20 protein-coding genes are annotated in these 26114 nt (G+C 49.3%); 5 read left to right on the forward strand and 15 right to left on the reverse strand.

The window, feature by feature from the left end; all coding sequences use genetic code 11:
* Window positions 1–141: 141 nt before the first annotated feature.
* The 11 genes from pflB to tkt form a co-directional block, all read right to left on the reverse strand.
* The gene (gene pflB, locus GBAG_RS16780) at window positions 142–2436 is read right to left on the reverse strand and encodes a formate C-acetyltransferase (RefSeq protein WP_034498343.1); all 2295 of its coding nucleotides are present in this window, start codon (window positions 2434–2436) and stop codon (window positions 142–144) included.
* A 30-nt stretch (window positions 2437–2466) separates the two neighbouring features.
* Window positions 2467–3675 carry a propionate kinase gene (gene tdcD, locus GBAG_RS16785; RefSeq protein ID WP_034498345.1) on the reverse strand — a complete coding sequence of 403 codons (1209 nt, stop codon included), beginning with the start codon at window positions 3673–3675 and terminating at the stop codon, window positions 2467–2469.
* 41 nt (window positions 3676–3716) lie between these two features.
* The gene (gene tdcC / locus GBAG_RS16790; protein ID WP_034498348.1) at window positions 3717–5048 is read right to left on the reverse strand and encodes a threonine/serine transporter TdcC; all 1332 of its coding nucleotides are present in this window, start codon (window positions 5046–5048) and stop codon (window positions 3717–3719) included.
* 24 nt (window positions 5049–5072) lie between these two features.
* Window positions 5073–6062, reverse strand: coding sequence for a bifunctional threonine ammonia-lyase/L-serine ammonia-lyase TdcB (tdcB, locus tag GBAG_RS16795; protein ID WP_034498350.1), 990 nt, complete (start codon window positions 6060–6062; stop codon window positions 5073–5075).
* A 96-nt stretch (window positions 6063–6158) separates the two neighbouring features.
* Window positions 6159–7097, reverse strand: coding sequence for a transcriptional regulator TdcA (gene tdcA / locus GBAG_RS16800; protein WP_034498353.1), 939 nt, complete (start codon window positions 7095–7097; stop codon window positions 6159–6161).
* Between the two features lie 464 nt (window positions 7098–7561).
* Window positions 7562–8641 carry a class II fructose-bisphosphate aldolase gene (gene fbaA / locus GBAG_RS16805; protein ID WP_034498356.1) on the reverse strand — a complete coding sequence of 360 codons (1080 nt, stop codon included), beginning with the start codon at window positions 8639–8641 and terminating at the stop codon, window positions 7562–7564.
* Between the two features lie 228 nt (window positions 8642–8869).
* Window positions 8870–10033 carry a phosphoglycerate kinase gene (gene pgk / locus GBAG_RS16810; protein WP_034498359.1) on the reverse strand — a complete coding sequence of 388 codons (1164 nt, stop codon included), beginning with the start codon at window positions 10031–10033 and terminating at the stop codon, window positions 8870–8872.
* A 49-nt stretch (window positions 10034–10082) separates the two neighbouring features.
* The gene (gene epd / locus GBAG_RS16815; protein ID WP_034498361.1) at window positions 10083–11102 is read right to left on the reverse strand and encodes an erythrose-4-phosphate dehydrogenase; all 1020 of its coding nucleotides are present in this window, start codon (window positions 11100–11102) and stop codon (window positions 10083–10085) included.
* A gap of 369 nt (window positions 11103–11471) precedes the next feature.
* Complete coding sequence (locus tag GBAG_RS16820) at window positions 11472–13475, reverse strand: TonB-dependent receptor domain-containing protein (RefSeq protein WP_034498364.1); 2004 nt, start codon at window positions 13473–13475, stop codon at window positions 11472–11474.
* Window positions 13476–13567: 92 nt separating this feature from the next.
* Complete coding sequence (gene yncE / locus GBAG_RS16825; RefSeq protein WP_034498366.1) at window positions 13568–14638, reverse strand: 7-bladed beta-propeller protein YncE; 1071 nt, start codon at window positions 14636–14638, stop codon at window positions 13568–13570.
* 117 nt (window positions 14639–14755) lie between these two features.
* On the reverse strand, window positions 14756–16747 hold the full coding sequence (gene tkt / locus GBAG_RS16830) for a transketolase (RefSeq protein WP_034498368.1): 1992 nt from the start codon (window positions 16745–16747) through the stop codon (window positions 14756–14758).
* 265 nt (window positions 16748–17012) lie between these two features.
* Between tkt and loiP the strand changes: the two genes are divergently transcribed.
* The gene (gene loiP / locus GBAG_RS16835; protein WP_034498370.1) at window positions 17013–17771 is read left to right on the forward strand and encodes a metalloprotease LoiP; all 759 of its coding nucleotides are present in this window, start codon (window positions 17013–17015) and stop codon (window positions 17769–17771) included.
* A 107-nt stretch (window positions 17772–17878) separates the two neighbouring features.
* On the opposite strand, the gene speB is transcribed toward loiP, so the two are convergent.
* From speB to GBAG_RS23295, 4 genes are all read right to left on the reverse strand, one after another.
* Window positions 17879–18799, reverse strand: a complete 921-nt coding sequence (gene speB / locus GBAG_RS16840; protein WP_034457777.1) for an agmatinase — start codon at window positions 18797–18799, stop codon at window positions 17879–17881.
* Window positions 18800–18964: 165 nt separating this feature from the next.
* Window positions 18965–20941 carry a biosynthetic arginine decarboxylase gene (speA, locus tag GBAG_RS16845; protein WP_072011206.1) on the reverse strand — a complete coding sequence of 659 codons (1977 nt, stop codon included), beginning with the start codon at window positions 20939–20941 and terminating at the stop codon, window positions 18965–18967.
* A complete protein-coding gene (gene yqgB, locus GBAG_RS22330; protein ID WP_147295624.1) occupies window positions 20934–21080 on the reverse strand; it encodes an acid stress response protein YqgB in 147 nt (48 codons plus the stop codon). Before yqgB ends, speA begins: the two co-directional genes overlap by 8 nt.
* A gap of 102 nt (window positions 21081–21182) precedes the next feature.
* Entirely contained in the window at window positions 21183–21353 is a 171-nt protein-coding gene (locus tag GBAG_RS23295; RefSeq protein WP_425591311.1) for a hypothetical protein, read from the reverse strand.
* A 388-nt stretch (window positions 21354–21741) separates the two neighbouring features.
* Here GBAG_RS23295 and metK point away from each other — a divergent pair, with 388 nt between their 5' ends.
* The 4 genes from metK (at window position 21742) to endA (ending at window position 26083) form a co-directional block, all read left to right on the forward strand.
* Complete coding sequence (gene metK, locus GBAG_RS16850) at window positions 21742–22896, forward strand: methionine adenosyltransferase (RefSeq protein ID WP_034498374.1); 1155 nt, start codon at window positions 21742–21744, stop codon at window positions 22894–22896.
* Between the two features lie 405 nt (window positions 22897–23301).
* Entirely contained in the window at window positions 23302–24696 is a 1395-nt protein-coding gene (locus GBAG_RS16855) for a sugar porter family MFS transporter (RefSeq protein ID WP_034498377.1), read from the forward strand.
* Window positions 24697–24767: 71 nt separating this feature from the next.
* Entirely contained in the window at window positions 24768–25283 is a 516-nt protein-coding gene (locus GBAG_RS16860) for a SprT family zinc-dependent metalloprotease (protein WP_072011209.1), read from the forward strand.
* A gap of 92 nt (window positions 25284–25375) precedes the next feature.
* Window positions 25376–26083: a deoxyribonuclease I gene (endA, locus tag GBAG_RS16865; protein ID WP_034498381.1), complete on the forward strand. Its 708-nt coding sequence runs from the start codon at window positions 25376–25378 to the stop codon at window positions 26081–26083.
* The last annotated feature ends 31 nt before the right edge of the window (window positions 26084–26114 follow it).

Here is a 26114-nt window from a genome sequence, read left to right on the forward strand (position 1 = left end):
TACTGAAATTCTGCACCCCGAAGGCACAGCAGAACTTTAAAGGGTAAACAAAACAAGCGAATGTGCCAAGTTAGTCACAAATTTGGTCGAAAAAAACCCGCTGGAAGCGGGTTTAGGGGGAATGGCAAACCTACAGATTCATCAGATCGAGTGAGTAAAGGTACGAGATATCACATCCTGTTGCTGCTCACGCGTCAGAGCATTAAAGCGCACCGCATAACCTGAAACACGAATGGTGAGCGTCGGGTAATTTTCCGGATGTTCGACGGCATCCAGTAACATTTCACGATTCATCACGTTCACGTTCAAATGCTGCCCGCCCTCAGTTTTCATATCGTGATGGAAATAACCATCCAGCAAGCCCACCAGGTTTAACTGGCGTATCGCGTCATCACGTCCGAGCGCCGCAGGAACGATTGAGAAGGTGTATGAAATCCCGTCTTTCGCATAGCTGAACGGCAGTTTGGCAACCGAGGTTAATGAAGCAACAGCGCCTTTACGATCTCTTCCGTGCATCGGGTTAGCACCTGGCGCAAATGGCGTCCCCGCGCGGCGGCCATCTGGCGTGTTACCGGTTTTTTGTCCATAAACCACGTTTGAGGTGATCGTCAGGATCGACTGGGTCGGTACCGCGTTGCGATAAGTTGGCAGCGCCTGGATCTTCTTCATAAAGCGTTCAACAAGATCGCAGGCAATCGCGTCAACACGATCGTCATTATTGCCGTATTGCGGGTACTCACCTTCAATCACGAAATCTACCGCCAGCCCGTTTTGGTCGCGCACCGGTTTCACCGTGGCGTACTTGATAGCGGAAAGTGAGTCCACCGCCACCGACAACCCGGCAATGCCACACGCCATCGTGCGATAAACATCTCTGTCGTGCAGCGCCATCAGCGAGGCTTCGTAGCTATATTTATCGTGCATATAATGGATGAGATTGAGCGCCGTAACATACTGCGCCGCCAGCCAATCCATAAAGTGATCGAGGCTGCTCATCACCTCTTCATAATCCAACACGTCATCGAGCAGCATCGGCATTTTCGGCCCGACCTGGATTTTGAGCTTTTCGTCCATCCCGCCATTGATGCAATACAGCAGCGTTTTTGCGAGGTTGGCTCGCGCACCAAAGAACTGCATCTGTTTGCCGATGACCATCGGACTGACGCAGCAGGCGATCGCATAGTCATCACTGTCAAAATCACAGCGCATCAGGTCATCATTTTCATACTGCAACGATGATGTTTCGATGGACACTTTTGCCGCATAAACTTTGAAAGGTTTCGGCAACGCTTCCGACCAGAGAATAGTCAGATTTGGTTCTGGCGCTGGCCCCATGGTGTACAGCGTGTTCAGGTAGCGATAGGCATTTTTGGTGACCAGCGTGCGCCCGTCTAAACCCATACCGCCGATAACTTCTGTCGCCCAGATTGGGTCACCGGAGAACAGCGAATCAAACTCTGGCGTGCGCAGGAAACGCACCATGCGGATCTTCATAATGAAGTGATCGACCAACTCTTGCGCCTGTAGCTCCGTCAACACACCGGCTTTAAGGTCGCGCTCGATATAAATATCAATAAACGAGGTGGTGCGCCCCAAAGACATCGCCCCACCATTTTGCGATTTCACCGCGGCCAGATAGGCAAAATAGAGCCACTGCAAGGCTTCTTGCGCATTGCGAGCCGGGAGAGAAATATCGAAGCCGTATTTTGCTGCCATCTCCTGAATTTGCAGCAGCGCGCGGCGATGCTCCGACAACTCTTCGCGCAGACGAATGACCGCTTCGAGGTTTTCACCGCGTTCAAGCTGGCCTTGTAAATCGGCAAACTGCAATTCACGTTCCCGCACCAGATACGCGATGCCATACAGCGCGACACGGCGATAGTCGCCGATAATGCGTCCACGCCCGTAACCGTCCGGCAAACCGGTCAACACACCCGATTTACGGCAGCGCAGAATATCCGGTGAATAAACGTCAAACACGCCCTGATTATGGGTTTTACGCAAAGACGTAAACTGGTATTCAAAATCGGGATCCATTTCACGACCATAAGCTTCAAAAGAGCTTTTGATCATATTGATGCCGCCATAAGGATGCAGAGCACGTTTCAGCGGTTTATCCGTTTGCAAGCCGACAATCTTTTCGTGGTCTTTGAGAATATATCCCGGGGCATGTGCAGTGATGGTCGTCGCAATGTTGGTGTCGAAATCGACCGGCGCATGAGTGGCGTTTTCGATACGAATGCCATCCATGACCTTTTCCCACAGCGCCGTCGTCGCCGTGGTAGCTCCCGCTAAAAATGATTCATCACCTTCATACGGGGTGTAGTTATGTTGGATAAAATCCCGAACATTAATGTTGGTTTTCCATTCGTCGCCTGAAAATTGTTGCCAGGCATGGGAATAATTATCGTTGGTAATATCAACATCTACTTTCATTACATCATTCCTTTAAACCACATTATTGATTCAGGCATATTCCGCAAGATGACACTGTTTGCCTAATTGCAAAGCATCAAGCGCAATCATTTTCTCTTCGTTAGTGGGGATAACGGCACAAATTATTGATGAACTCTCACTGGAGATTATTCGCTGCCCTATTCGGTTAGGCTGGTTATTTTTATCAATATCCAGCTCAACACCAAATACGCGTAAACGTTCGGCAACCAGACGGCGAATAAGTATTGAGTTCTCGCCAATACCACCGGTAAAAATAATCCCGTCCAGACGATTTAATGCAGCAGCGTGCGCGCCAATCGTTCGGGCAATGCGATGAACAAACGTTCTGATAGCTAATTGCGCACGCTCATCACCTTCATGCCAGGCTTTATCCAGGGTACGTAAATCTGAAGACAAACCCGAAAGGCCTAACAGCCCAGACTCTTTATTAGCGACTTGCTCCAGGTCATCCATCGACTGCTCAGTCTGGCGGGCAAGCCAGGCCATGGCACCGAAATCGACATCACCACAGCGCGTGCCCATAATCAGCCCTTCCAGCGGTGTCATACCCATCGAGGTATCAACACTTTCACCATTCTGGACCGCGCAGACCGATGCGCCATTTCCTAAGTGAGCAATCACCAACCCCGAATCTACTGAGTTCAGGCCGGGTAACTCACCCGTTTGCTGAGAAACGTAGCGATGCGACGTGCCGTGGAATCCGTAACGGCGCACGCCGTACTCTTCAAAATAGCGATACGGTAGACCGTATAAATAGGCCTCTGGTTTCAGGGTCTGGTGAAAGCTGGTATCGAATACCGCGACCTGCGGGACGTCCGGGAAGCGGGTTCGCGCAGATTCCACCCCGTGCAAATTGGCGTAATTATGCAGGGGGGCCAACGGTGAAACCTGGCGAATCTGTTCGATAACCTCATTGGTAATTAATACCGACTCGCTAAATAACGATCCGCCGTGAGCAATCCGGTGGCCCACAAATGCAACGCTATCAATTAAATCGCGCATTTCCAGTTCATGAGATATTGCGGCGAGTGCTTCTTCATAATTCTGGCGAGCCAGAATAACTGGCTCCCCATCATTGACCGTTATAAATGCTTTATCGGTATTAATACCTTCACAAATCCCGGACAACAGCACATCACATGTTTCTGCATCTAATACTGAAAACTTTACCGAAGAAGAACCACAATTAATCGTCAACACTACCGGGTAATCATTCATGTTTAAATCCCACTCATCCTGAGTCAATCTACCCAAAGATATTAGATAAGTTTGTAGACAATATTAAGAATGGTCAGCAAACCAATAACTGTGACAAAAATATTCTCTGTTTTACCTTTATATTTCGCCAGGGCCGGAGTTTTACGAATGGCATACATCGGCAGCAGACAAAGTAAGGATGCAATAATTGGAGCACCCATCGCTTCAATTAGATCGAGGATGTTCGGGTTAGCGTAAGCCACAACCCAGGTTGATCCCATAATGAAGACCATGCTGATAAGGTTGAGTTTTCCGCCAGAAACTTTGGTTTTATCCCCTTTGTAGCCGAACTTCAGAACCAGACCGTTTAACCCTTCAAGGGTGCCAAGATAGTGGCCGAAGAAGGATTTGAAGATAGCTACCAGGGCAATAATTGATGCGCCGTATTCCAGTGTCGTGGCAAAGGTCGATTTGGTGCCAGACATCGAGGAAAAGTGGTTCGCCAGATACGAGAGCACTGGAATATTCTGTGCTTTAGCTTCAGCCATGTTCTGCGGGGAAAGCGTAAACAGGCAGCTAAAGGCGAAGAACATAACCACCGCAACCATCAACATACTGGCGCGAGAAATGATTTTTGAACATTTGTCTTCGGTGTACTGCTTGCCAAAGTCCTGCTCGTACTCTTCGCGTTTGGAAACCACAAACGAGGAGACAATCGGCGAGAAGTTAAAGGAGAACACCATGATGGAAATACCCAGCCATACCGTGACCAGAATGCCATCACTGCCAGTGAACGAAATATCGCTGAGGCTCACTTGATCGATAACCGCCGAGTTCCAGTAAGGGATCAGCGAGACTGAGATCAGCACCAGGCAGGCAATGAACGGGAACACCAGATAGCTCATGACTTTGACCATCAGGTCTTTGCCAAAATAGATAACAAAAGCCATCAACAGCAGCAGGAACAGCGCCACTATTCCGCGGTTTAACGGCATGAGCTGGAGCTGGTTTTCCCAGAATGTCATGAAGGTATTGGTTATCGTGACACCGTAAATCCACAGCAGCGGGCAGATTGCGAAAAAGTACAGGAAGGTGATGACCACGCCGCCCGTTTTACCAAAATGCTCTTCAACCGTTTCTGTGATGTTTCCGGAAGGATTACTGCCGGAAAGGCACAGACGCGCCAGCGCACGGTGGCAGTAAAACGCAATCGGGAATGCCAGGAACAGCATAATCAGTATCGGAATTAAACCGCCATAACCTGCACGGATGGGGAAGAATAAAACTCCCGCACCGATAGCCGTTCCAAATAAACCAAGAGTCCAGGTAGTGTCAGATTTGCGCCATTGCGATTCCGCTTTTTGGCCAACAAGGGTTGCATCAGTATTACTCATAATAAAGTTCCTCGAGAGATTCTATCAAATATCTGCGGAGCCTGTAATTTGTGAGACGCGAGACAGGTCAATATTACCGCCGGAGATAATACTAACTGTTTTACGCCCTTTAATATAATGATCTAACTTACCGCTTAATAATGCAGCAGTCGCTAATGCACCTGCGCCTTCAGTGACAACTTTATTACGTTGAATAAGGGCTACCATACTGTTACGAATTTCGTCTTCACTGACTAATACAATATCAGTAACGAGCTTCTTCACAATTTCATAGGTTATTCTGCCAGGGCGAGAAACATCGCAACCGTCGGCTAATGTCCCGGTCGTACGATGGGCCATTAATTCGCCTTTATAAAACGAAGCAGCCATACCATGTACGTTCTCTGCTTGTACGCCGATAATATTAATGGTCGGGTTTATGGATTTAATCGCCAGTGCAATACCCGCAATTAATCCGCCGCCGCCAATTGGCACAATGACGTTATCGACATCGTATAAATCTTCAAGGATTTCCAGGCCGATAGTTCCTTGCCCGGCAATCACTTTTTCATCGTCATAAGGTGGAATAAAGATGCGCCCTTCCATCTCAACAATTTCACTCACTTTAGCGATGGTGTCGTTGAAGTTATCGCCGTGCATCACGACTTGTGCAGAGTAGTCAGAGGTCGCCGCGACTTTGGACTTTGGCGCGCCATTAGGCATGACGACTTTACCATCAATGCCAAGAATGGCGCAGGAGAGTGAAACGCCCTGAGCGTGGTTGCCCGCAGAGCAAGCAACAACACCTTTTCTTTTTTCTTCTTCAGTTAAAGAACTGAGCTTATTAAATGCACCACGAATTTTAAATGAACCCGTGCGCTGCATGTTTTCAAATTTTAGAAATATCTCACCTTTGCAACATTCGCTGAGATAATTTGAGCGAGGCATTCCAGTTTTATAAATATATCCTGTGAGTCTTTTTTTCGCTTCAAGAACATCAATAATAGTAACGGGAAGTTCATAGTCGATATGCATGTTGACCTCAACATTTAAAAGCAAGAATGATTTATGGGGTGGCTTTATTAAGCCACCACTTTGAATGAGTAATTTTTTATTGGTTACTTAATTAAACTAAGCAACTTCAGTTAATTTGTCAGATTGAAATTTAATTCGTAATGAATGTTTTTTGGCCAGCTCAACTAATGTGGCAGCAGATCTATTAATTCGATAATTCTTAGACCAAACAGCAGCGTATCGCGCGACAGGTAATTTATCCTCAACCGGGACTTTAATAAATTGGTTAGAGCCAAATGGGGAAATCATATCGCGCGGAATAACTGTCAGAAAACCTGCGTTGAGCACCAGATTATAAATGGTTACTACCGAGTCCGTTTTTACGATGTTTTCACTTTTGATATTGTTCTTTTGCAGTGTCGTCAGCAGTTCGCTGTAATATCCCATTTCCGTTTGTGGTAAAACCCATTGCTCATGACTTAATGCGCTGAGCGTGGTCGTCCCTTTAACTACCCGTGTTCGATTGGCAACCAGGACAAACTCTGACTCGAACAGTGGCTCAATGTGCAAATCTTGTAGCAACATTTCGTCGCTCAAAGTGCCAATAGCAAAGTCCAGACGGCCATCGCGGATTGCAGGCAAGAAAGAAGAAAGTTGGGCTTCGAACATCGAAACCTGAGCCTGTGGGAAAAGCTCTTTAAACTCTTTCATCATGCCGGGTAAAAAAGTGAAGCCGATAAGCGATGGGTAGCCAAATGACACATCAACCACGCTATTTCCAACCATACGATTCATTTCACTACACATATTGCGCAATTCACGTGTGATGGATTCAGCGTGAGTCAGCAATACTTTGCCTGCTTCAGTTAATTTAACGCCGGTATTTTTTCTGATAATAAGCTCTAAACCAAAATACGATTCCATGTCGCTTATAATTTTACTGACAGCAGGCTGGGTCAGGCTCAGTTGTTTCGCCGCAGAACCAAATGATCCACTTCTCACCACTTCCTGAAAAACAAGCAGGTGTTGTGTTTTTGGTAAGATATTATTGTCCATTTAAATCTGCGCCTATTAACGTCCCATGCAGCAGATCATATCGAATTATGCATCAGTTGTAGTGTGCAGTGACTCACAATTACTAGACCGCTAATCGTATGCAAATCAAGCAAACAAATTTAACCCTTTTAAATCATAATGTTAAACATTGGTCATTTGCATTTTACATGACAGAGGTCAACCTTAGCAGGAGTAATAAAATAAAGTTATGGTGATAATAAAATCATATCTGTACAAATAACTCCCACTTTTATAGGCACTTATAATAAAAATAAAATAATCTTATAAAATTGCCGAAATAAATAGCGTTCAGAAAATACTCGCATCAGAAAATATCCTTTCTGCCATCAGTTTATTTAAAAGCAATATGCTGGCTTTTTAAGCCTGGTTGCAGATAAAAATTTATTAAGGGTACAAAAAAGCCCGCACGAGGCGGGCTTGATTCAAGCATTTACTGCTTCAAATTACAGAACGTCTACTGCGTTCAGTTCTTTGAAAGCCTGCTCCAGACGGGTGATCATAGAAGTCTGTGCAGAACGCAGCCATACGCGTGGATCATAGTATTTCTTGTTCGGCTGGTCTTCGCCTTTAGGGTTGCCCAACTGGCCCTGCAGGTAAGCTTCGTTAGCTTTGTAGTAGCTCAGGATACCTTCCCAAGTTGCCCACTGGGTATCGGTATCGATGTTCATTTTGATAACACCGTAGCTCACGGAATCTTTGATTTCTTGAGCAGTTGAACCGGAACCGCCGTGGAACACGAAGTTCAGGGAGTTGTGCGGCAGGTTGTGTTTCTTAGAAACATAATCCTGAGAATCGCGCAGGATAGTCGGGGTAAGAACCACGTTACCTGGTTTGTAAACACCGTGCACGTTACCGAAGGAAGCCGCGATGGTGAAACGTGGGCTGATTTTGCTCAGTTCAGTGTACGCGTAATCAACGTCTTCTGGCTGAGTGTACAGAGCAGATGCGTCCATATGGCTGTTATCTACGCCATCTTCTTCGCCGCCGGTGCAACCCAGTTCGATTTCCAGAGTCATGCCCATTTTTGACATACGAGCCAGATATTTAGAGCTGATCTCGATGTTTTCTTCCAGAGACTCTTCAGACAGGTCGATCATGTGGGAAGAGAACAGTGGTTTGCCCGTTGCCGCGAAGTGTTTTTCGCCAGCGTCCAACAGGCCATCGATCCATGGCAGCAGTTTCTTAGCGCAATGGTCGGTGTGCAGGATAACTGGCACGCCGTAATGTTCAGCCATCTGGTGAACGTGGTGTGCGCCAGAGATTGCGCCCAGGATTGCAGCACCCTGAGGAACGTCAGTTTTCACGCCTTTACCCGCGATGAACGCAGCGCCACCGTTGGAGAACTGAACGATGACTGGTGCTTTAACTTTCGCAGCAGTTTCCAGTACGGCGTTGATAGAGTCGGTGCCTACGCAGTTAACTGCTGGCAGAGCAAAGTTGTTTTCTTTTGCTACCTGGAAAACTTTCTGTACGTCATCACCAGTGATTACACCAGGTTTTACGAAATCAAAAATCTTAGACATGGTTGTTTGTCCTGTATCGTCGGCCGATTTGCCCGTCATCCTTCAAGCTGTAACTGCGTTGACTGCCTTCCCATCTCCCAGTCACTTAACGGAGTAAGCTCCTGGAAGCTGCTTAGTTGTCGCCTTGCTACAACTCGAATGATTTTGGGTAAATAAAGAAATATTAACCACCTACCATTCACTGTAAGCGGCAAAAATTCAACGGGCAGGAAACCCTGCCCGTAATCATTACTTCTTAGCGCGCTCTTCGAGCATCGCTACTGCTGGCAGAACTTTGCCTTCCACGAATTCGAGGAATGCGCCGCCACCAGTGGAGATGTAGGAGATCTTGTCAGCAATGCCGAACAGGTCGATTGCTGCCAGAGTGTCACCGCCGCCTGCGATAGAGAATGCTTCGCTGTCTGCGATTGCATTAGCAACGATTTCAGTCCCTTTGCGGAAGTTAGGGAATTCGAACACGCCAACCGGGCCGTTCCACAGAATGGTTTTTGCATTCTTCAGGATTTCAGCCAGTTGAGCTGCTGAAGCATCACCGATATCCAGAATCTGCTCGTCAGATTTAACGTCGTTTACAGATTTCAGAGTTGCAGTAGCAGTCTCAGAGAACTCAGTCGCTACGCGCACGTCTGCAGGAACCGGGATATCACAGATAGTCAGCAGGCGTTTAGCTTCGTCAACCAGGTCTGCTTCGTACAGGGATTTACCCACGTTGTGGCCTTGAGCAGCAACGAAGGTGTTCGCGATGCCACCGCCAACAATCAGCTGGTCAGCGATTTTGGACAGGGAATCAAGAACGGTCAGTTTGGTAGAAACTTTAGAACCGCCAACGATAGCAACCATTGGGCGAGCTGGTTCTTTCAGTGCTTTACCCAGTGCGCTCAGCTCTTCAGCCAGCAGCGGGCCAGCACAAGCGATGTCTGCAAATTTGCCAACGCCGTGAGTAGAAGCCTGTGCGCGGTGCGCGGTACCGAAAGCGTCCATTACGAATACGTCACACAGTGCAGCGTATTTTTTAGACAGGGTTTCGTCGTCTTTCTTTTCGCCTTTGTTGAAGCGAACGTTTTCCAGAACAACCAGTTCACCCGCTGCAACTTCAACGCCGTCGAGGTAATCTTTAGCCAGACGAACCGGAGCAGACAATTTGTCTTTCAGGTAGTTAACAACCGGCAGCAGAGAGAATTCTTCGTTGTACTCGCCTTCAGTCGGACGACCCAGGTGAGAAGTTACCATCACTTTAGCGCCTTGCTTCAGGGCCAGTTCGATAGTTGGCAAAGATGCACGGATACGTGCGTCAGATGTCACTTTCCCTTCTTTAACTGGTACGTTCAAATCTGCACGGATCAGAACACGCTTTCCAGCCAGATCCAGATCGGTCATCTTAATTACAGACATGGTGAATCCTCTCGTTGATTCTTAAAGTTTTGCGGACGCTTTATGCGCCTTACCTGAAACCACTTGCGGCCATGACTAACGTCGTGTCGAGCATTCGGTTAGCAAAGCCCCATTCGTTATCACACCAGACTAGAGTTTTAATCAGATGTTGCCCACTGACCCGGGTTTGCGTGCCGTCAACAATGGCACTGTGCGGATCGTGGTTAAAATCAGTCGAGACCAACGGTAATTCCGTATAGTCAACTATACCATGAAATGAATCCCGTGCTGCTTTTTGCAGCAACTTGTTGACTTCATTGGCATTAACTGCATTTTTCACCGTCACGCTTAAATCGATAGCCGTGACGTTAATGGTCGGAACACGTACCGCAATTGCTTCAAAACAGTCGTCAAATTGCGGGAAAATACGTGTGATACCAGCAGCAAGACGCGTATCAACAGGAATAATAGACTGGCTGGCTGCACGGGTGCGGCGCAAGTCCGGGTGATAGGCGTCGATAACTTGTTGATCATGCATGGCAGAATGAATCGTGGTGACGGTTCCCCACTCAATACCCCAGGCATCATCAAGCAATTTGATAATGGGAATGATGCAGTTTGTGGTGCAGGAAGCATTGGAAACAATGCGATGTTCAGCAACCACACTTTCATGATTCACACCGTAAACAACGGTGGCGTCGAGGTCGTTACCGCCTGGATGGGAGAAGAGGACTTTTTTGGCACCGGCTGCCAGATGCGCTTCACCGTCTGCACGGGAGCCAAACACACCGGTACAATCCAGCACCACATCTACACCCAGTTCACGCCACGGTAAATTTTCGATTCCCGGTTCGTGCAAAATACGGATGGTGTCATCACCGACCCATAACTGGCTGCGTTCCTGACGCACGTCCCAGGCGAAGCGACCATGGCTGGTGTCGTATTTCAACAGATGCGCCATACCCGCAGCATCAGCCAGTTCATTGATTGCCACGACGGTAATTTCCGCACGGCGCCCGGATTCGTACAATGCACGTACCACGTTGCGCCCAATGCGACCGAAGCCATTAATTGCTATGCGTACGGTCATATCTCTCCTGCCAGAATCCCTGAGACTAAGTGGCTGACAGAGTAATCCAGCTATCGCCTGAGGGGAATCCTCGCACTATCGAAACTGCAATTGTTTGCTCAATTGTCGAACATTCATTCGACTGAAACGCTTCAGCCATGTTAAGCGATAAGCGGAATAAATGGAACGTTACCCCAGTACAGGCAACCGATCTTCTGACACAGGTCACATTTTTGATGGAATAACTGCAACGAATTATGGGCTAAGAACGAATAGTAGCCAGCGTAAACACGCGACGACCCAGAATTACAGGCTCCGTAGTAAAACTGGATTTCAACAATGAAGAGTAAACGCTGCCACCTGGCAGCGTTTACTCTTATAGGCTTTCAATCAAAATTCGATTCGTGCCCCCAGATTATAGCGGCGACCTTCCACCAGGCCGTAATCACCCCATGGGCTGATACGCTGTGGATCAACATCAAACAGGTTGTAGACGCCCGCCATCAACTGAGTGTGTTTGTTCAACTGATAACGCGCTCCGAGATCAACCATCGTCCAGGCTTCGTAATCAATATGATCGCCCGTATCACGGTTGCTACTGCGGAAATTCGCTTTGCTCCAAAAATCCAACGCCTCAGTGGCCGACCAGGTCAGCGACACGTTTGCCATATGGCGCGGGTAATCATTGAGCGCGTAGCCTTTATTTACGCCTGTTTTCTGCTCGCTGTGGTTATAGGTGTAGTTGGCATTAGCTTTTACCGTTTCAGTCATCTGCCAGTCAGCATTCAACTCCAGTCCGTAGACATCCGCTTTGCCCACGTTGAAATACTTGCTGATGGAATCGGCCTGATAACCGTTCATCTGGCACTGGTTAGTCGCCGTCGTTTCGCAAATTGTTTCTTCAGAGATTTTGTCTTTGAATTGGGTGTAGAAAATGGTGCCATCTAACGCCAGTTTTTCTCCAGCCCAATACAGACCTAATTCGGAGTTAACGCTTTTCTCTGGTTTCAGGTCATCGTTACCCACGGTCAAATAAGGGTATGGCGGCAATGAACCGCGTGGTGTCACGAAATTAGCAGACGTTTCGCGCAGCTCAGGTTTTTTATAGCCCGCCGATACGCCGCCTTTCAGCGCCCACGCATCGGTTATCGCCCAGTTACCGTAGAGTTTTGGCGTGATATGAGTGCCGAAATAATTATCGCGATCCAGACGCGCGGATGTGGTGAGCGTGAAGTCCCCAATCTGCCAGCCGTCTTCAGCGAACAAAGCCCAGCCATCACGGCTGATTTTTGTCACGGGTTCTACTCCCGGCGCTTCTTTACTCGAAACCGCAAACTGGTCGTTGAGTTCTTCACGCGTGAAGTTAGCCCCCACGGTGAGTTTATGATTATCAAACGAGAAAGTGGTCTGGCTATTCGCAACATAGTTTTCGGTTTCGATGTACTGCGGGGCATCGCCGTCCAGGTTGTATTTAGAGCGCCCCTTCTCATAGTTGAGATAGTTGTTCGTCGCAATCGTATCTTCGGCATACCAACCGCTATGGCTGAGCGTGACCGCATCGCGATCAAAGGTCCACATCCACGGCGCTTCATCACGATTTTTCTTCTGTTTACCCGTCACCACATTCAAGTCAAAAAGGTTGGTTTCGTTTGCCGCAAGACCGACGGTCATATCGAGAGATTTACGATCGTTTTTGCTGAAATAGTTATTCCGTTCGTCATCGCGACGATTGAGCCAGTCGGCGGCGACGCTCACACCGAGCACGTCGGGCACAATTGGCCCCATAGTGAATAAGTTCATCTGGTTGGTATTGCCGAATGAACTGTCTTCCTGGATGAAGGTATTGGCCGCCAGAGCCCCCGTCCAGTCTTGTAAACCATAAGGTTTTTTGGTGATAACGTTAACCACACCGCCAATCGCATCGGAGCCATAAAGTGATGACATTGGGCCGCGAATCACTTCGATGCGTTCGATAGCTTCCATCGGGGGCAAAAAGTTAACTTCAGAGCCGAGATCCTGGCCATACGGGCGCGCTTCACCGGTGTTTTGTTTCACACTGTTGACCATAAATGCGGTGTAGCTTGAGTCCATACCGCGCATCATAATACTGCCGGATGACATATCGCTTGAACCTGAACCGACATTCACACCGGGTAAATCCTGAATAGCCTCGGCGACATTACGGTTAGGTTTTTCATCGAGCTGTTTACGGTCAATAACTGAAATAGTCGCGGGTGCTTCTTTTTTCTGTTGAGAAAAACCCGATGCCGTCACGACCATTTGATCTTCAGACTCACTGAGCGTTGCGTTACTTTCTTCTGCGAGTGCCGGAAGCATTGTGCCTCCAGCGAGAACTACTATTCCTGCCAATGCCAAACGTTTATTGTTTCTCATTTTTTAATTACCTGAGATATTGAAAAATTGAAAATAGACTGCTGGCCCTGTGAATTCTCACCACAGGGCTGTATTGTTCTTTGTTATTAAAATTATATTTTGTTGAGATCGACTTTAATTATATAGTCCGGTTGCTTGCCCATCTCTTTTTCGCCTTGTTTCACACTGGCATACAGCGTGTTTCCATCCGCTGAAAGCGCAAGGCTATTGGGAAGCGCCGTTGTTGAAATGCTGGCTTTCACTTTATAGGTTTTGCTATCAACGATGCTGATCAGTTGTGCATTACGATGGGTAATGTAAATTTCATTACGTGCCGCGTTGTACATCACAGCGAGAGAGTTGATAACATCGATCTGATGAATGATTTTTCCATCTTTAAGCGAAACTACCAGTACATTCGGTAAATCTGGATCGGTAATAAAGGCACGTTCTTTATTCTCATCCACAGCAATATTTAAGAAGAAATGCTTTTTATGCGGTTCGACTTGAGTGCGGGAAAGTATTTTATTATCGCTGGCATCAAGTGTAATTAACTCTCCGCTGCCGTTAACCGCATAAACTCTTCCCTTTTCTTCATCAATTGCCAACCCAGTTGGATATTCCCCCATATTTTCAATGGTGGTAATATGCTGCTGTTTTTGTGTATCGATAACCCAAATAATTCCTTTTTGAGTCACACCCGATACATATAAACGCTGGCGTTTTTTATCAAGCACCATTTCGCGGGTGTGAATAATCTCTTTGGGATTGCTCAGGTCACTCAGTTGTACGGTCTTAATCTCTTTGCCGCTGCGGATATCTATCAGCGTCACAGAGCCTTCGAGGGTGTTGCCAATATACAGAATGTGGTTTTCAGCATCGAGCACCGTAGCGAATGCGCGTCGCTCAGTGGTGATTTTTCCAGAGGCCTTAAGCGTATCCGGGTTAAGTTTGTAGATCAGACCATCAGTCTTATCTTTATCAAATGAAGGCGCAGAGGCGGCAAACAGAACGTTTTGAGAGGCGTCATATGCCAGCTCATACACACCATTTCCCATAGGGACGGTAAGAAAATCCTTTTCAGGTAGTGGTTTAGCGCTCACGCTCAGGGAGTTCATTAATAGTGCGACGGTTAAAGCAATGAAGCCCGATTTCTGGTATCCGTACAAAGTATGTCGATTCATTTACTTAGATTCACATTTATTTACGAATGTGAATGATAATGATTTTCAATTGCATTATCAACAACAGATAAAAAAAAGGCCAGCAATCAACGTTTGCTGGCCTTAGTAGTATTACGTTTACAGAACGGCTTTAGCCTGTTTCACAACGTTTTCAACAGTGAAGCCAAACTCTTCGAACAGCTGCTCAGCTGGAGCAGACTCACCGAAGGTGGTCATGCCCACTACCGCACCGTTCAGGCCAACGTATTTGTACCAGTAGTCAGCGATGCTGGCTTCGATAGCAACACGTGCAGCAACGGCTTTCGGCAGCACCGCTTCGCGGTAAGCTGGATCCTGCTTGTCGAACGCATCAGTAGACGGCATGGAAACCACACGCGCTTTGATGCCTTCAGCAGTCAGTTGATCCCATGCAGCCACAGCCAGTTCAACTTCAGAACCAGTTGCGATCAGAATCAGCTCAGGCGTGCCTGCGCAATCTTTCAGAACGTATGCGCCACGGGCAACGTCAGCCAGCTGCTGTTCAGTACGATCCTGCTGTGCCAGGTTCTGACGGGAGAAGATCAGCGCGGTCGGGCCGTCGTGACGTTCTACAGCGTATTTCCACGCCACCGCAGATTCAACCTGGTCACATGGGCGCCATGTGCTCATGTTTGGCGTCACACGCAGGGCAGCAAGCTGCTCAACCGGCTGGTGAGTTGGGCCATCTTCGCCCAGACCGATTGAGTCGTGGGTGTAGACCATCACCTGGCGTTGCTTCATCAGCGCTGCCATACGCACCGCGTTACGGGCATATTCAACAAACATCAGGAAGGTAGAGGTGTACGGCAGGAAACCACCGTGCAGCGCGATACCGTTCGCAATCGCGGTCATACCGAATTCACGTACACCGTAATGGATGTAGTTACCGGCCAGATCTTCGTTGATGGCTTTAGAACCAGACCAGATAGTCAGGTTAGACGGTGCCAGGTCAGCAGAGCCGCCGAGGAATTCTGGCAGCAGATGGCCGAATGCTTCGATGGTGTTCTGAGATGCTTTACGGCTGGCAATTTTAGCCGGGTTAGCTTGCAGGTTCTTGATGAACTCCTGCGCTTTAGCAGCAAACTCAGCAGGCATGTCGCCTTTCATACGGCGGGTGAATTCAGCCGCTTCCTGTGGGAAGGCTTTAGCGTATGCTGCGAATTTCTCGTTCCATGCCGCTTCTTTCGCCTGGCCTGCTTCACGCGCGTCCCACTGAGCATAAATGTCAGAAGGGATTTCGAATGGCGCGTGTTTCCAGCCCAGAGCTTCACGGGTCAGTGCGATTTCTGCGTCACCCAGCGGTGCACCGTGGGAATCGTGCGTACCGGCTTTGTTCGGAGAACCGAAACCGATGATGGTTTTGCACATCAGCAGTGAAGGTTTGTCGGTAACCGCTTTGGCTTCTTCAACAGCGCGTTTGATAGCGTCTGCATCATGGCCATCAACGCCGCGCACTACGTGCCAGCCGTAGGCTTCAAAGCGTTTCGCAGTATCGTCTGTGAACCAGCCTTCAACGTGGCCGTCGATGGAGATACCGTTGTCATCATAGAAGGCAACCAGTTTACCCAGACCCAGCGTACCCGCCAGCGAGCAAACTTCGTGGGAAATACCTTCCATCATGCAGCCATCACCCATAAAGGTGTAGGTGAAGTGGTCAACGATGTCATGACCAGGACGGTTGAACTGTGCCGCCATGGTGCGTTCTGCGATTGCCATACCGACTGCGTTCGCAACACCCTGACCCAGCGGGCCAGTCGTGGTTTCAACACCAGCGGTGTAGCCCACTTCCGGGTGGCCCGGAGTTTTGGAATGCAGCTGACGGAAGTTTTTCAGCTCTTCGATTGGCAGGTCATAACCTGTGAGGTGCAACAGGCTGTAAATCAGCATTGAACCGTGACCGTTAGACAGCACAAAACGGTCGCGGTCAGCCCACGCTGGGTTCTGCGGGTTATGGTTCAGGAAATCGCGCCACAGGACTTCGGCAATGTCGGCCATACCCATAGGGGCGCCCGGGTGACCGGATTTGGCTTTTTGTACTGCGTCCATGCTGAGTGCACGAATAGCATTGGCAAGCTCTTTACGAGAGGACATTTTGACTCCAGATCGGATGGTTGAAGGTCAGGCCTTGACTACTATGCGTTATGGGCTACGCCCAAAAAATTGCCATCAATGTACCGCAAGCCGTGTGTCATGTACATGGAGCATCCTTTTGTCCGGTTAAGAAATCTCTGGAAGCTGCTCGCATGTTGCGCAAGTTGCTGCGCGAGTTTGGCTAACTTCTTTATACTGAAGCGACTAGCCAACGGTTTGTGGCTGAATGACCTCTGAGCAGTTATCACTAATAAAGGATATTGGCATGAAATTGCGCCCAATTTTACTGAGCCTGAGCGTTGCTGCCCTATTGAGCGGCTGCCAGAATATGGACTCTAACGGCCTGCTGGCTTCCGGTGCAGAAGCCTTTCAGGCGTACACATTAAGTGATGCGCAAGTTAAAGAGCTGAGTGACAAATCCTGTGCTGAACTCGACAGCAAAGCGAGCATCGCGCCCGCGAGCAGCGAGTATGCGCAACGCCTGAGCAAAATATCCGCCGCCCTGGGCGATAACATCAATGGCATGCCGGTGAACTATAAGGTTTATGTCACCAAAGACGTGAACGCCTTCGCGATGGCAAACGGCTGTATCCGCGTTTACAGCGGCCTGATGGATATGATGAACGATAACGAAGTCGAAGCGGTTATCGGCCACGAAATGGGTCACGTCGCGCTCGGCCACGTGAAGAAAGGGATGCAGGTCGCTCTGGGGACCAACGCAGCGCGTGTTGCAGCGGCCTCTGCTGGCGGTGTGATTGGCAGTTTGTCGCAGTCACAACTCGGCGATTTGGGCGAGAAACTGGTGAATGCGCAGTTCTCCCAGCGCCAGGAGTCTGAAGCTGATGACTATTCATATGATTTGTTGAGAAAACGCGGGATTAACCCAATCGGCCTGGCGACCAGTTTTGAGAAGCTGGCTAAAGAGGAAGAAGGCCGCCAAAGCTCAATGCTTGACGACCACCCTGCTTCCGCCGAACGTGCGCAACATATTCGCGACCGTATGGCTGCGGATGGATTGAAGTAAAATTACCCCTCATCCCGACCTTCTCCCCCAGGAGACGGAGAAAACCGTACAATCCCCTCTCCTTTGGGAGAGGGTTAGGGTGAGGGGGCAACACTCAATAAAGGCGATTATTCGCCTTTCTTCGCCGCCTGGATATACAGCATTTCCAGAGCTAAAGTCGCGCCTGCCAATGCAGTGATTTCAGACTGATCGTAAGCTGGAGACACTTCCACAACGTCCATTCCCACGATGTTCAAATCTTTCAAACCGCGGACCAGTTTCAATGCGCGGTCGGTCGTCAAACCACCGATAACCGGCGTACCGGTACCTGGCGCGAAAGCCGGGTCGATACAGTCGATATCAAAGGTCAGATAAACCGGCATATCGCCAACAATCTGCTTAACCTGTGCCAGCACGTCGTCAACAGTGCGGTCGTTAACCTGGCCTGCATCCAGCACGGTGAAACCGTTGTCTTTATCAAACTCGGTACGAATACCAATCTGCACAGAATGGTTTGGGTCAATCAAACCTTCTTTAGGTGCGGTGTAGAACATGGTGCCGTGGTCGAACTCGCAGCCATTTGCGTAGGTATCGGTGTGAGCATCGAAATGTACCAGCGCCATTTTACCGAAGTGCTTCGCATGGGCGCGCAACAGTGGCAGAGTCACGAAGTGGTCGCCACCGAAAGAGAGCATACGCTTACCCGCAGCCAGCAGTTTTTCTGCATGAGCTTGCAGACGTTCGCTCATGTCACGCGCATCACCGAAGGCGTAAACCAGGTCGCCACAGTCAACAACATTCAAGCGCTCACGCACGTCGAAGTTCCACGGGAAGCGGTTACCTTCCCATGCCAGATTGGTAGACACCTGACGGATTGCCGCAGGGCCATGACGACCACCTGCACGGCCAGATGTTGCCGCATCAAAAGGAACGCCAGTGATAACCCAATCGGCATCGCTGTCGTATGGCATGAAATTCAGCGGAAAACGTAAAAAACCGAAGGCATTGGATACCAGGGAATTGTCGTACTGATGGCCTAAGGTGCTCATGGTTTGACCTCACGATGATGGTAATTATTAGCAAAAAAAAGTCCCCTCCGCGTCGTTAAACCCGACGAGGAAGGGACTGTATTCATTCAGACTGCTTGTTGGCGCGGATTATCGCCGAATGCAGCATTATTTGTACACTAATCACTCTAAATAAAGACGAGTAATTTACTCGTCTTCTAAATAAGTATAGCCATACAAACCCGCCTCGAACTCTTCGAGGAACTGCTGCTGCAAACCAGCATCCAGATCGGTCTGTTTCACCTGATCGCGGAAGTGCTTGAGCAGGGTTTTTGGATCAAGCTGAACGTATTCCAGCATGTCCGCAACGGTATCGCCTTCGTCAGACAACTCCACTTCTACGCTGCCGTCAGGGAAGACGAAAACGTCAACCGCTTCGGTATCGCCAAACAGGTTGTGCATATTGCCAAGGATTTCCTGGTATGCACCAACCATAAAGAAACCCAGCAGCGGCGGGTTTTCCGCATCATATTCTGGCATCGGCATGGTGGTCGCAATACCGTCGCCGTCGATGTAGTGATCGATAGCACCGTCGGAATCACAGGTAATATCCAGCAGCACCGCACGGCGCTCAGGGATCTGATTCAACCCTTCAAGCGGCAGCACCGGGAACAACTGATCGATACCCCACGCATCCGGCATTGACTGGAACAGCGAGAAGTTGACGTAAATCTTATCCGCCATACGTTCTTGCAGTTCGTCGATGATCGGACGGTGCGCACGGTTGCTTGGATCAAGCAGGCGCTGAATTTCGTGGCACATGCTCAGGTAAAGTTGCTCAGCCCAGGCACGCTCTTGCAGCGAGAAACTGCCAGATGCATAACCGGTATGGATGTCGTGCAAGTCAATCTGGCTATCGTGCAGCCATTCACGCAGCGAGCGACGGTTATTCGGCTGGTGCATTTCGCCCCAGGTTTCCCACATGCTTTGCAGCGCACGGGAAGCATCTGCAGCCGGAGCCGTTGGCGTGGTGTATTCGTTGCGCTCAACACCGATGATGTTGGACACCAGCACGGTGTGGTGCGCGGTTACCGCACGGCCGGACTCGGTGATCACCGTTGGGTGTGGCAGGCCGTGTTCTTCACACGCATCACCAATCGCCCAGATAATATTGTTTGCGTATTCGTTCAGGCCATAGTTGACCGAACAATCTGACTGCGAACGCGTGCCTTCATAGTCCACGCCCAGACCGCCGCCAACATCGAAGCATTCGATGTTAACGCCCATCTTGTGCAGCTCAACGTAGAAACGCGCTGATTCACGCACGCCGGTGGCGATATCGCGAATGTTCGCCATTTGCGAACCGAGGTGGAAGTGCAGCAATTGCAGGCTGTCGATACGACCGGCTTCGCGCAGCATCTCAACCAGTTGCAGAACCTGTGTGGCTGCCAGGCCAAATTTCGATTTCTCGCCGCCAGAGGACTGCCATTTGCCAGAACCTTGCGATGCCAGACGCGCACGCACGCCAAGGCGCGGTACTACATTCAGGCGCTCAGCTTCTTCCAGCACAATGCGAATTTCAGACATCTTCTCGATGACCAGATAAACCTTGTGGCCCATCTTCTCGCCGATCAACGCCAGGCGGATATATTCACGGTCTTTATAGCCATTACACACAATGACTGAACGCGTCATGCCCGCATGCGCCAGTACAGCCATCAGCTCTGCTTTGGAACCCGCTTCCAGGCCCAGCGGCTCACCGGAATGAATCAGCGATTCAATCACACGACGGTGCTGGTTCACCTTGATTGGGTAAACGAGGAAATAGTTGCCGTTATAACCATAGGATTCACGAGCACGTTTGAACGCAGCATTAATAGAACGCAGGCGGTGCTGCAAAATCTGCGGGAAGCAGAACAGTGCAGGCAAACGTTGCCCCTGTGCTTCACGGGCTTTTACGAGTTCAGCAAGATCAACACGCGCTTCCGGGACATCAGGGTCCGGGCAAACGGTGATATGACCGAGTTCATTGACGTCGTAATAGTTATTGCCCCACCAGGCAATATTGTAAGTACGCAGCATTTTGCTGGCTTCCTGGGAGCTCATGGCAACCTCCTGCATGGAGCGGTGTACATCCTGCTCGCCCACTGACGAACCCGAAACAGAAGAGATTTTGTCAGACATGGCGAACCTCAAATTTAAACGAATGTGCAAAACAGTTGACTACTATCGCAGGGGTATCCCGCAATAACAACCCATTAACAGCGCGTAGAAGCAGCATAAGACGCTGACAGACTAACTGTGCGACCGGTTTCTTTTTCATATCATTGTAAAACACGTAACCGAGCTTCGTAGAACGAGTCGGCGAAACCACGAGAATACTCTTATCGATGACAAGAGAGCCCTTGTTCAGAATCTCGCGGGTTTAAAAACCGGCCCGAGAATCCTGAGAAGCGCCGAGATGGGTATAACATCGGCAGGAATGAATACACGAAATGCAGTTTATGAGGGGCATATGTACGACCTGAGTGGCCGCCAGAGTTTGCGAATTACAACGGTTCATTAATCGAGTCACCTCCACGCATACCAGAAGCATGCGACAAGCCAAAGCTAAGAAATTTGCTCAACCCGGCTGGAAGTGGGCAACACAAAAATGTGTGCTTGTTGAATGAGCCGCGCGCGCCGCTTTATACCGACAACAGCCGGAAATTGCAAAACAAAAATCCCTGGTTTGCTGCGGGTGTCAGTAAAATTTGCCACTTAAGATTATCCGCACAAACTTGCGAGCGTAAAAATCACTGGTAATCTGATTAATGGATAACCTAGAATAGCCGTCCAGATGTTAATCCATCTATACCGATTAACTGTTAGACTGCCTGAAATGAAACCTGTGGTATAAGCTCGATTAACCAGTACATCGCACTGGGGTGAGCACCAATTAGCAGCAGTCTGCACTAACCTAATTCTCTTAGGGTGAATAAAACATGGCCAAACACCTCTTTACGTCCGAGTCTGTATCAGAAGGGCATCCCGATAAAATCGCTGACCAAATCTCCGATGCGGTCCTCGATGCGATCCTGGAGCAGGATCCAAAAGCACGCGTAGCTTGCGAGACTTACGTTAAAACCGGCATGGTTCTGGTTGGCGGTGAAATCACCACCAGCGCCTGGGTTGATATCGAAGAGATCACTCGTCAAACGATTCGTGAAATCGGCTACGTGCATTCTGATATGGGCTTTGATGCAAACTCTTGCGCAGTGCTGAGTGCTATCGGCAAACAATCCCCGGATATCAACCAGGGCGTTGACCGTACCGATCCACTGGAGCAAGGTGCTGGCGACCAGGGTCTGATGTTTGGTTATGCAACCAACGAAACAGAAGTGCTGATGCCAGCGCCAATCACTTACGCACACCGTCTGGTTCAACGCCAGGCAGAAGTTCGTAAGAATGGTTCACTGCCATGGCTGCGTCCGGATGCAAAAAGCCAAATCACGTTCCAGTACGACGACGGTAAAATCGTCGGTATTGATGCCGTGGTTCTGTCTACCCAGCACTCCGAAGATGTTCAGCTGAAAACGCTGCAAGAAGCGGTGATGGAAGAGATCATCAAGCCAGTTCTGCCAGCAGAATGGTTGAATGCGTCTACCAAATATCACATCAACCCAACAGGCCGTTTTGTTATCGGTGGCCCAATGGGTGACTGTGGTCTGACCGGTCGTAAAATTATCGTTGATACCTACGGCGGCATGGCTCGTCACGGTGGCGGCGCATTCTCCGGTAAAGATCCGTCTAAAGTTGACCGTTCTGCAGCGTATGCGGCACGTTATGTGGCGAAAAACATCGTTGCTGCTGGCCTTGCTGACCGCTGTGAAATCCAGGTTTCTTACGCCATCGGCGTGGCAGAACCGACTTCTATCATGGTTGAAACCTTCGGTACTGAGAAAATCTCTACCGAGCAACTGACCCTGCTGGTACGTGAGTTCTTCGACCTGCGTCCATACGGCCTGATTCAGATGCTGGATTTGCTGCACCCAATCTACAAAGAAACCGCGGCATACGGTCACTTTGGTCGTGAACATTTCCCTTGGGAAAAAACCGACAAAGCCGAATTGCTGCGTGATGCTGCTGGCCTGAAATAAAACCCGCCAGTTCATCATCAAACTTTAAAGGCCAGCGCTTAGCTGGCCTTTTTGTTTTTTACTCCCTGCACTCCTTAAATTCCTTTCCCGCAAAATCTCTCGTAACAAACAACACCTAGTGGAAACGGTTACACAGGCGTTAACAAGGCATTAATTAAGACAGTTCTGCATGACAACATTTTGTTGCTGCGCTAGTTACAAAATATTTCAGAATAGTCTTGCATGGAAAATTTCGGTTTTATTTTCTACACTCAATTCACTGTTTTGATTAAATAAATTACACATACAGTTCTTGACACTAGTGTAACCGATTACACTAACGTGAGTTGAATCACACAATTTCACGTCGCGTTAACCTAACCTTAATAGCGAGATATCCCGCAAATTATTCAACTGGAGAGCACTATGCCTGAAATAAAAAAACAAGGGCGCTCGAACAAAAGCATGACCTTTTTTGTCTGTTTTCTCGCAGCCCTGGCCGGTTTGTTATTTGGCCTTGATATTGGCGTGATTGCCGGTGCATTACCGTTTATCGCAAAAGACTTCCAGATAACTGCGCACCAGCAAGAGTGGGTCGTGAGTTCGATGATGTTTGGCGCTGCTGTCGGTGCCGTTGGCAGCGGTTGGCTCTCCTTCCGCATCGGGCGTAAATACAGCCTGATGATTGGTGCCGTGCTGTTCGTTGCGGGTTCTCTGTGTTCTGCTTTCGCGCCAAACACTGAGATCCTGATTCTCTCCCGCGTATTACTCGGCCTGGCAGTCGGTGTTGCGTCTTACACTGCGCCGCTTTACCTGTCAGAAATTGCGCCAGAAAAAATCCGTGGCAGCATGATCTCGATGTACCAGCTGATGATTACCATCGGTATCCTCGGCGCTTACCTTTCTGATACAGCCTTCAGCTACAGCGGCTCATGGCGCTGGATGCTCGGCGTCATTACTATTCCAGCCCTGATTCTTCTGGTTGGCGTTTTCTTCCTGCCAGACAGCCCGCGCTGGTTCGCCGCTAAACGCCGTTTCCACGATGCCGAGCGCGTCCTGTTGCGTCTGCGTGATACCAGTGCCGAAGCAAAACGTGAACTTGAAGAAATTCGTGAAAGCCTGAAAGTAAAACAAAGCGGCTGGTCCCTGTTTAAAGACAACAGCAACTTCCGTCGCGCGGTGTTCCTCGGCATTCTGCTTCAGGTGATGCAACAATTCACCGGCATGAACGTCATCATGTACTACGCACCGAAAATCTTCGAAATTGCGGGCTTCACCAACACCACTCAGCAAATGTGGGGCACGGTTATCGTTGGGCTGATCAACGTGCTGGCGACCTTTATTGCTATCGGCCTGGTTGACCGTTGGGGCCGTAAACCAACGCTGGTTCTGGGCTTCATGGTGATGGCAGTTGGCATGGGGATTCTTGGCACAATGCTGCACGTGGGTATTCACTCCCAGGGCGCGCAATACTTTGCAATTGCCATGCTGCTGATGTTTATCGTTGGTTTTGCGATGAGCGCCGGTCCGCTGATTTGGGTGCTGTGCTCTGAAATCCAGCCGCTCAAAGGCCGCGATTTTGGTATCACTTGCTCCACCGCAACCAACTGGATTGCCAACATGATTGTGGGTGCAACCTTCCTGACCATGTTGAACACACTGGGCAACGCGAATACCTTCTGGGTCTACGCCGCACTCAATCTGTTCTTCATCGTTCTCACACTGTGGCTGATTCCAGAAACCAAACACGTTTCCCTGGAACACATCGAGCGTAACCTGATGAAAGGTCGTCGCTTACGTGAGATTGGTGCTCAAAACTAAGCTTACCCCGCCCCTTTCCTGCATGGAGAGGGGCTTGCACCCTGCCCTTCCTCGCACTATTCTTGCCGGTTATGAAATCCCCGAGACTCCCAATCGCCATCCAACAGGCCGTTATGCGCTGCCTGCGGGAAAAGCTTCAGCAGGCAAATCTGCACTTAGCCCGTAACTACCCGGAACCGAAGCTGGTTTATCAGCAGCGCGGCACAGCTGCGGGTACTGCGTGGATGGACAGCTACGAAATTCGCCTCAACCCCGTATTGTTGATGGAAAACCAGCAAACCTTTATTGATGAAGTCGTACCGCACGAACTGGCTCATTTGTTGGTGTGGAAACACTTTGGCCGCGTCGCACCCCACGGCAAAGAGTGGAAGTGGATGATGGAAACGGTTCTGGGTGTGCCTGCCCGCCGGACACATAAGTTTGAAGTGCAATCCGTACGTAAAAATACCTTCCCCTATCGCTGCCGCTGCCAGCTCCATCAACTCACCGTCCGTCGCCATAATCGAGTGATGCGAGGCGAGGCAGAATACCGCTGCGTGCAATGCGGTGACCTGTTAAAAGCCGACGCTACAACTTCCTGTAATTAAAAGTATTAGCCGAATAATTTCCTGATTTAGCTTATTGAAACTGGATAAATCATCAGGTACGTTGCGAGCACGTTTTAGTAAGGATTCTGGAAATGTCTCGCAAAATTTCTTTGGCTGTTGCACTTGTTGCAGCCTTCTGTACCTTTTCCGCTTTCAGCGCTGGTATCAATAATTTCTCTCAGGCCAAAGCTGCAGGCGTCAAAGTCAACGCCGATGCGCCAGGCGATTTCTATTGCGGATGCAAAATTAGCTGGGAAGGTAAAAAAGGGGTTCCTGACCTTGAGTCCTGCGGTTACAAAGTCCGTAAAAACGAAAATCGTGCGACACGCATCGAATGGGAACATGTTGTCCCTGCCTGGCAATTCGGCCACCAGCGCCAGTGCTGGCAAGATGGCGGACGTAAAAACTGCGCCAAAGATCCGGAATATCGCAAAATGGAAAGCGATATGCACAACCTGCAACCGGCTGTTGGGGAAGTGAATGCCGACCGTAATAACTTCATGTACAGCCAGTGGAATGGGGGTGAAGGTCAGTACGGGCAATGCGCCATGAAAGTCGATTTCAAAGATAAAATCGCCGAACCACCCGCCCGCGCCCGTGGTGCCATCGCCCGCACTTACTTCTATATGCGTGACCAATATCAGCTGAATCTTTCCCGCCAGCAAACCCAGTTATTTGAAGCCTGGAATAAACGATATCCGGTGACAGCCTGGGAATGTGAACGCGATGAACGTATTGCCAAAGTTCAGGGTAATCATAACCCTTATGTGCTACGGGCTTGCCAGGCACAAAACAGCTAACCTACACTAGCGGGAATTGTTATCACTGTTC

The sequence above is a fragment of the Buttiauxella agrestis ATCC 33320 genome (genome assembly GCF_000735355.1).
Classification (GTDB): Bacteria; Pseudomonadota; Gammaproteobacteria; order Enterobacterales; family Enterobacteriaceae; genus Buttiauxella; species Buttiauxella agrestis.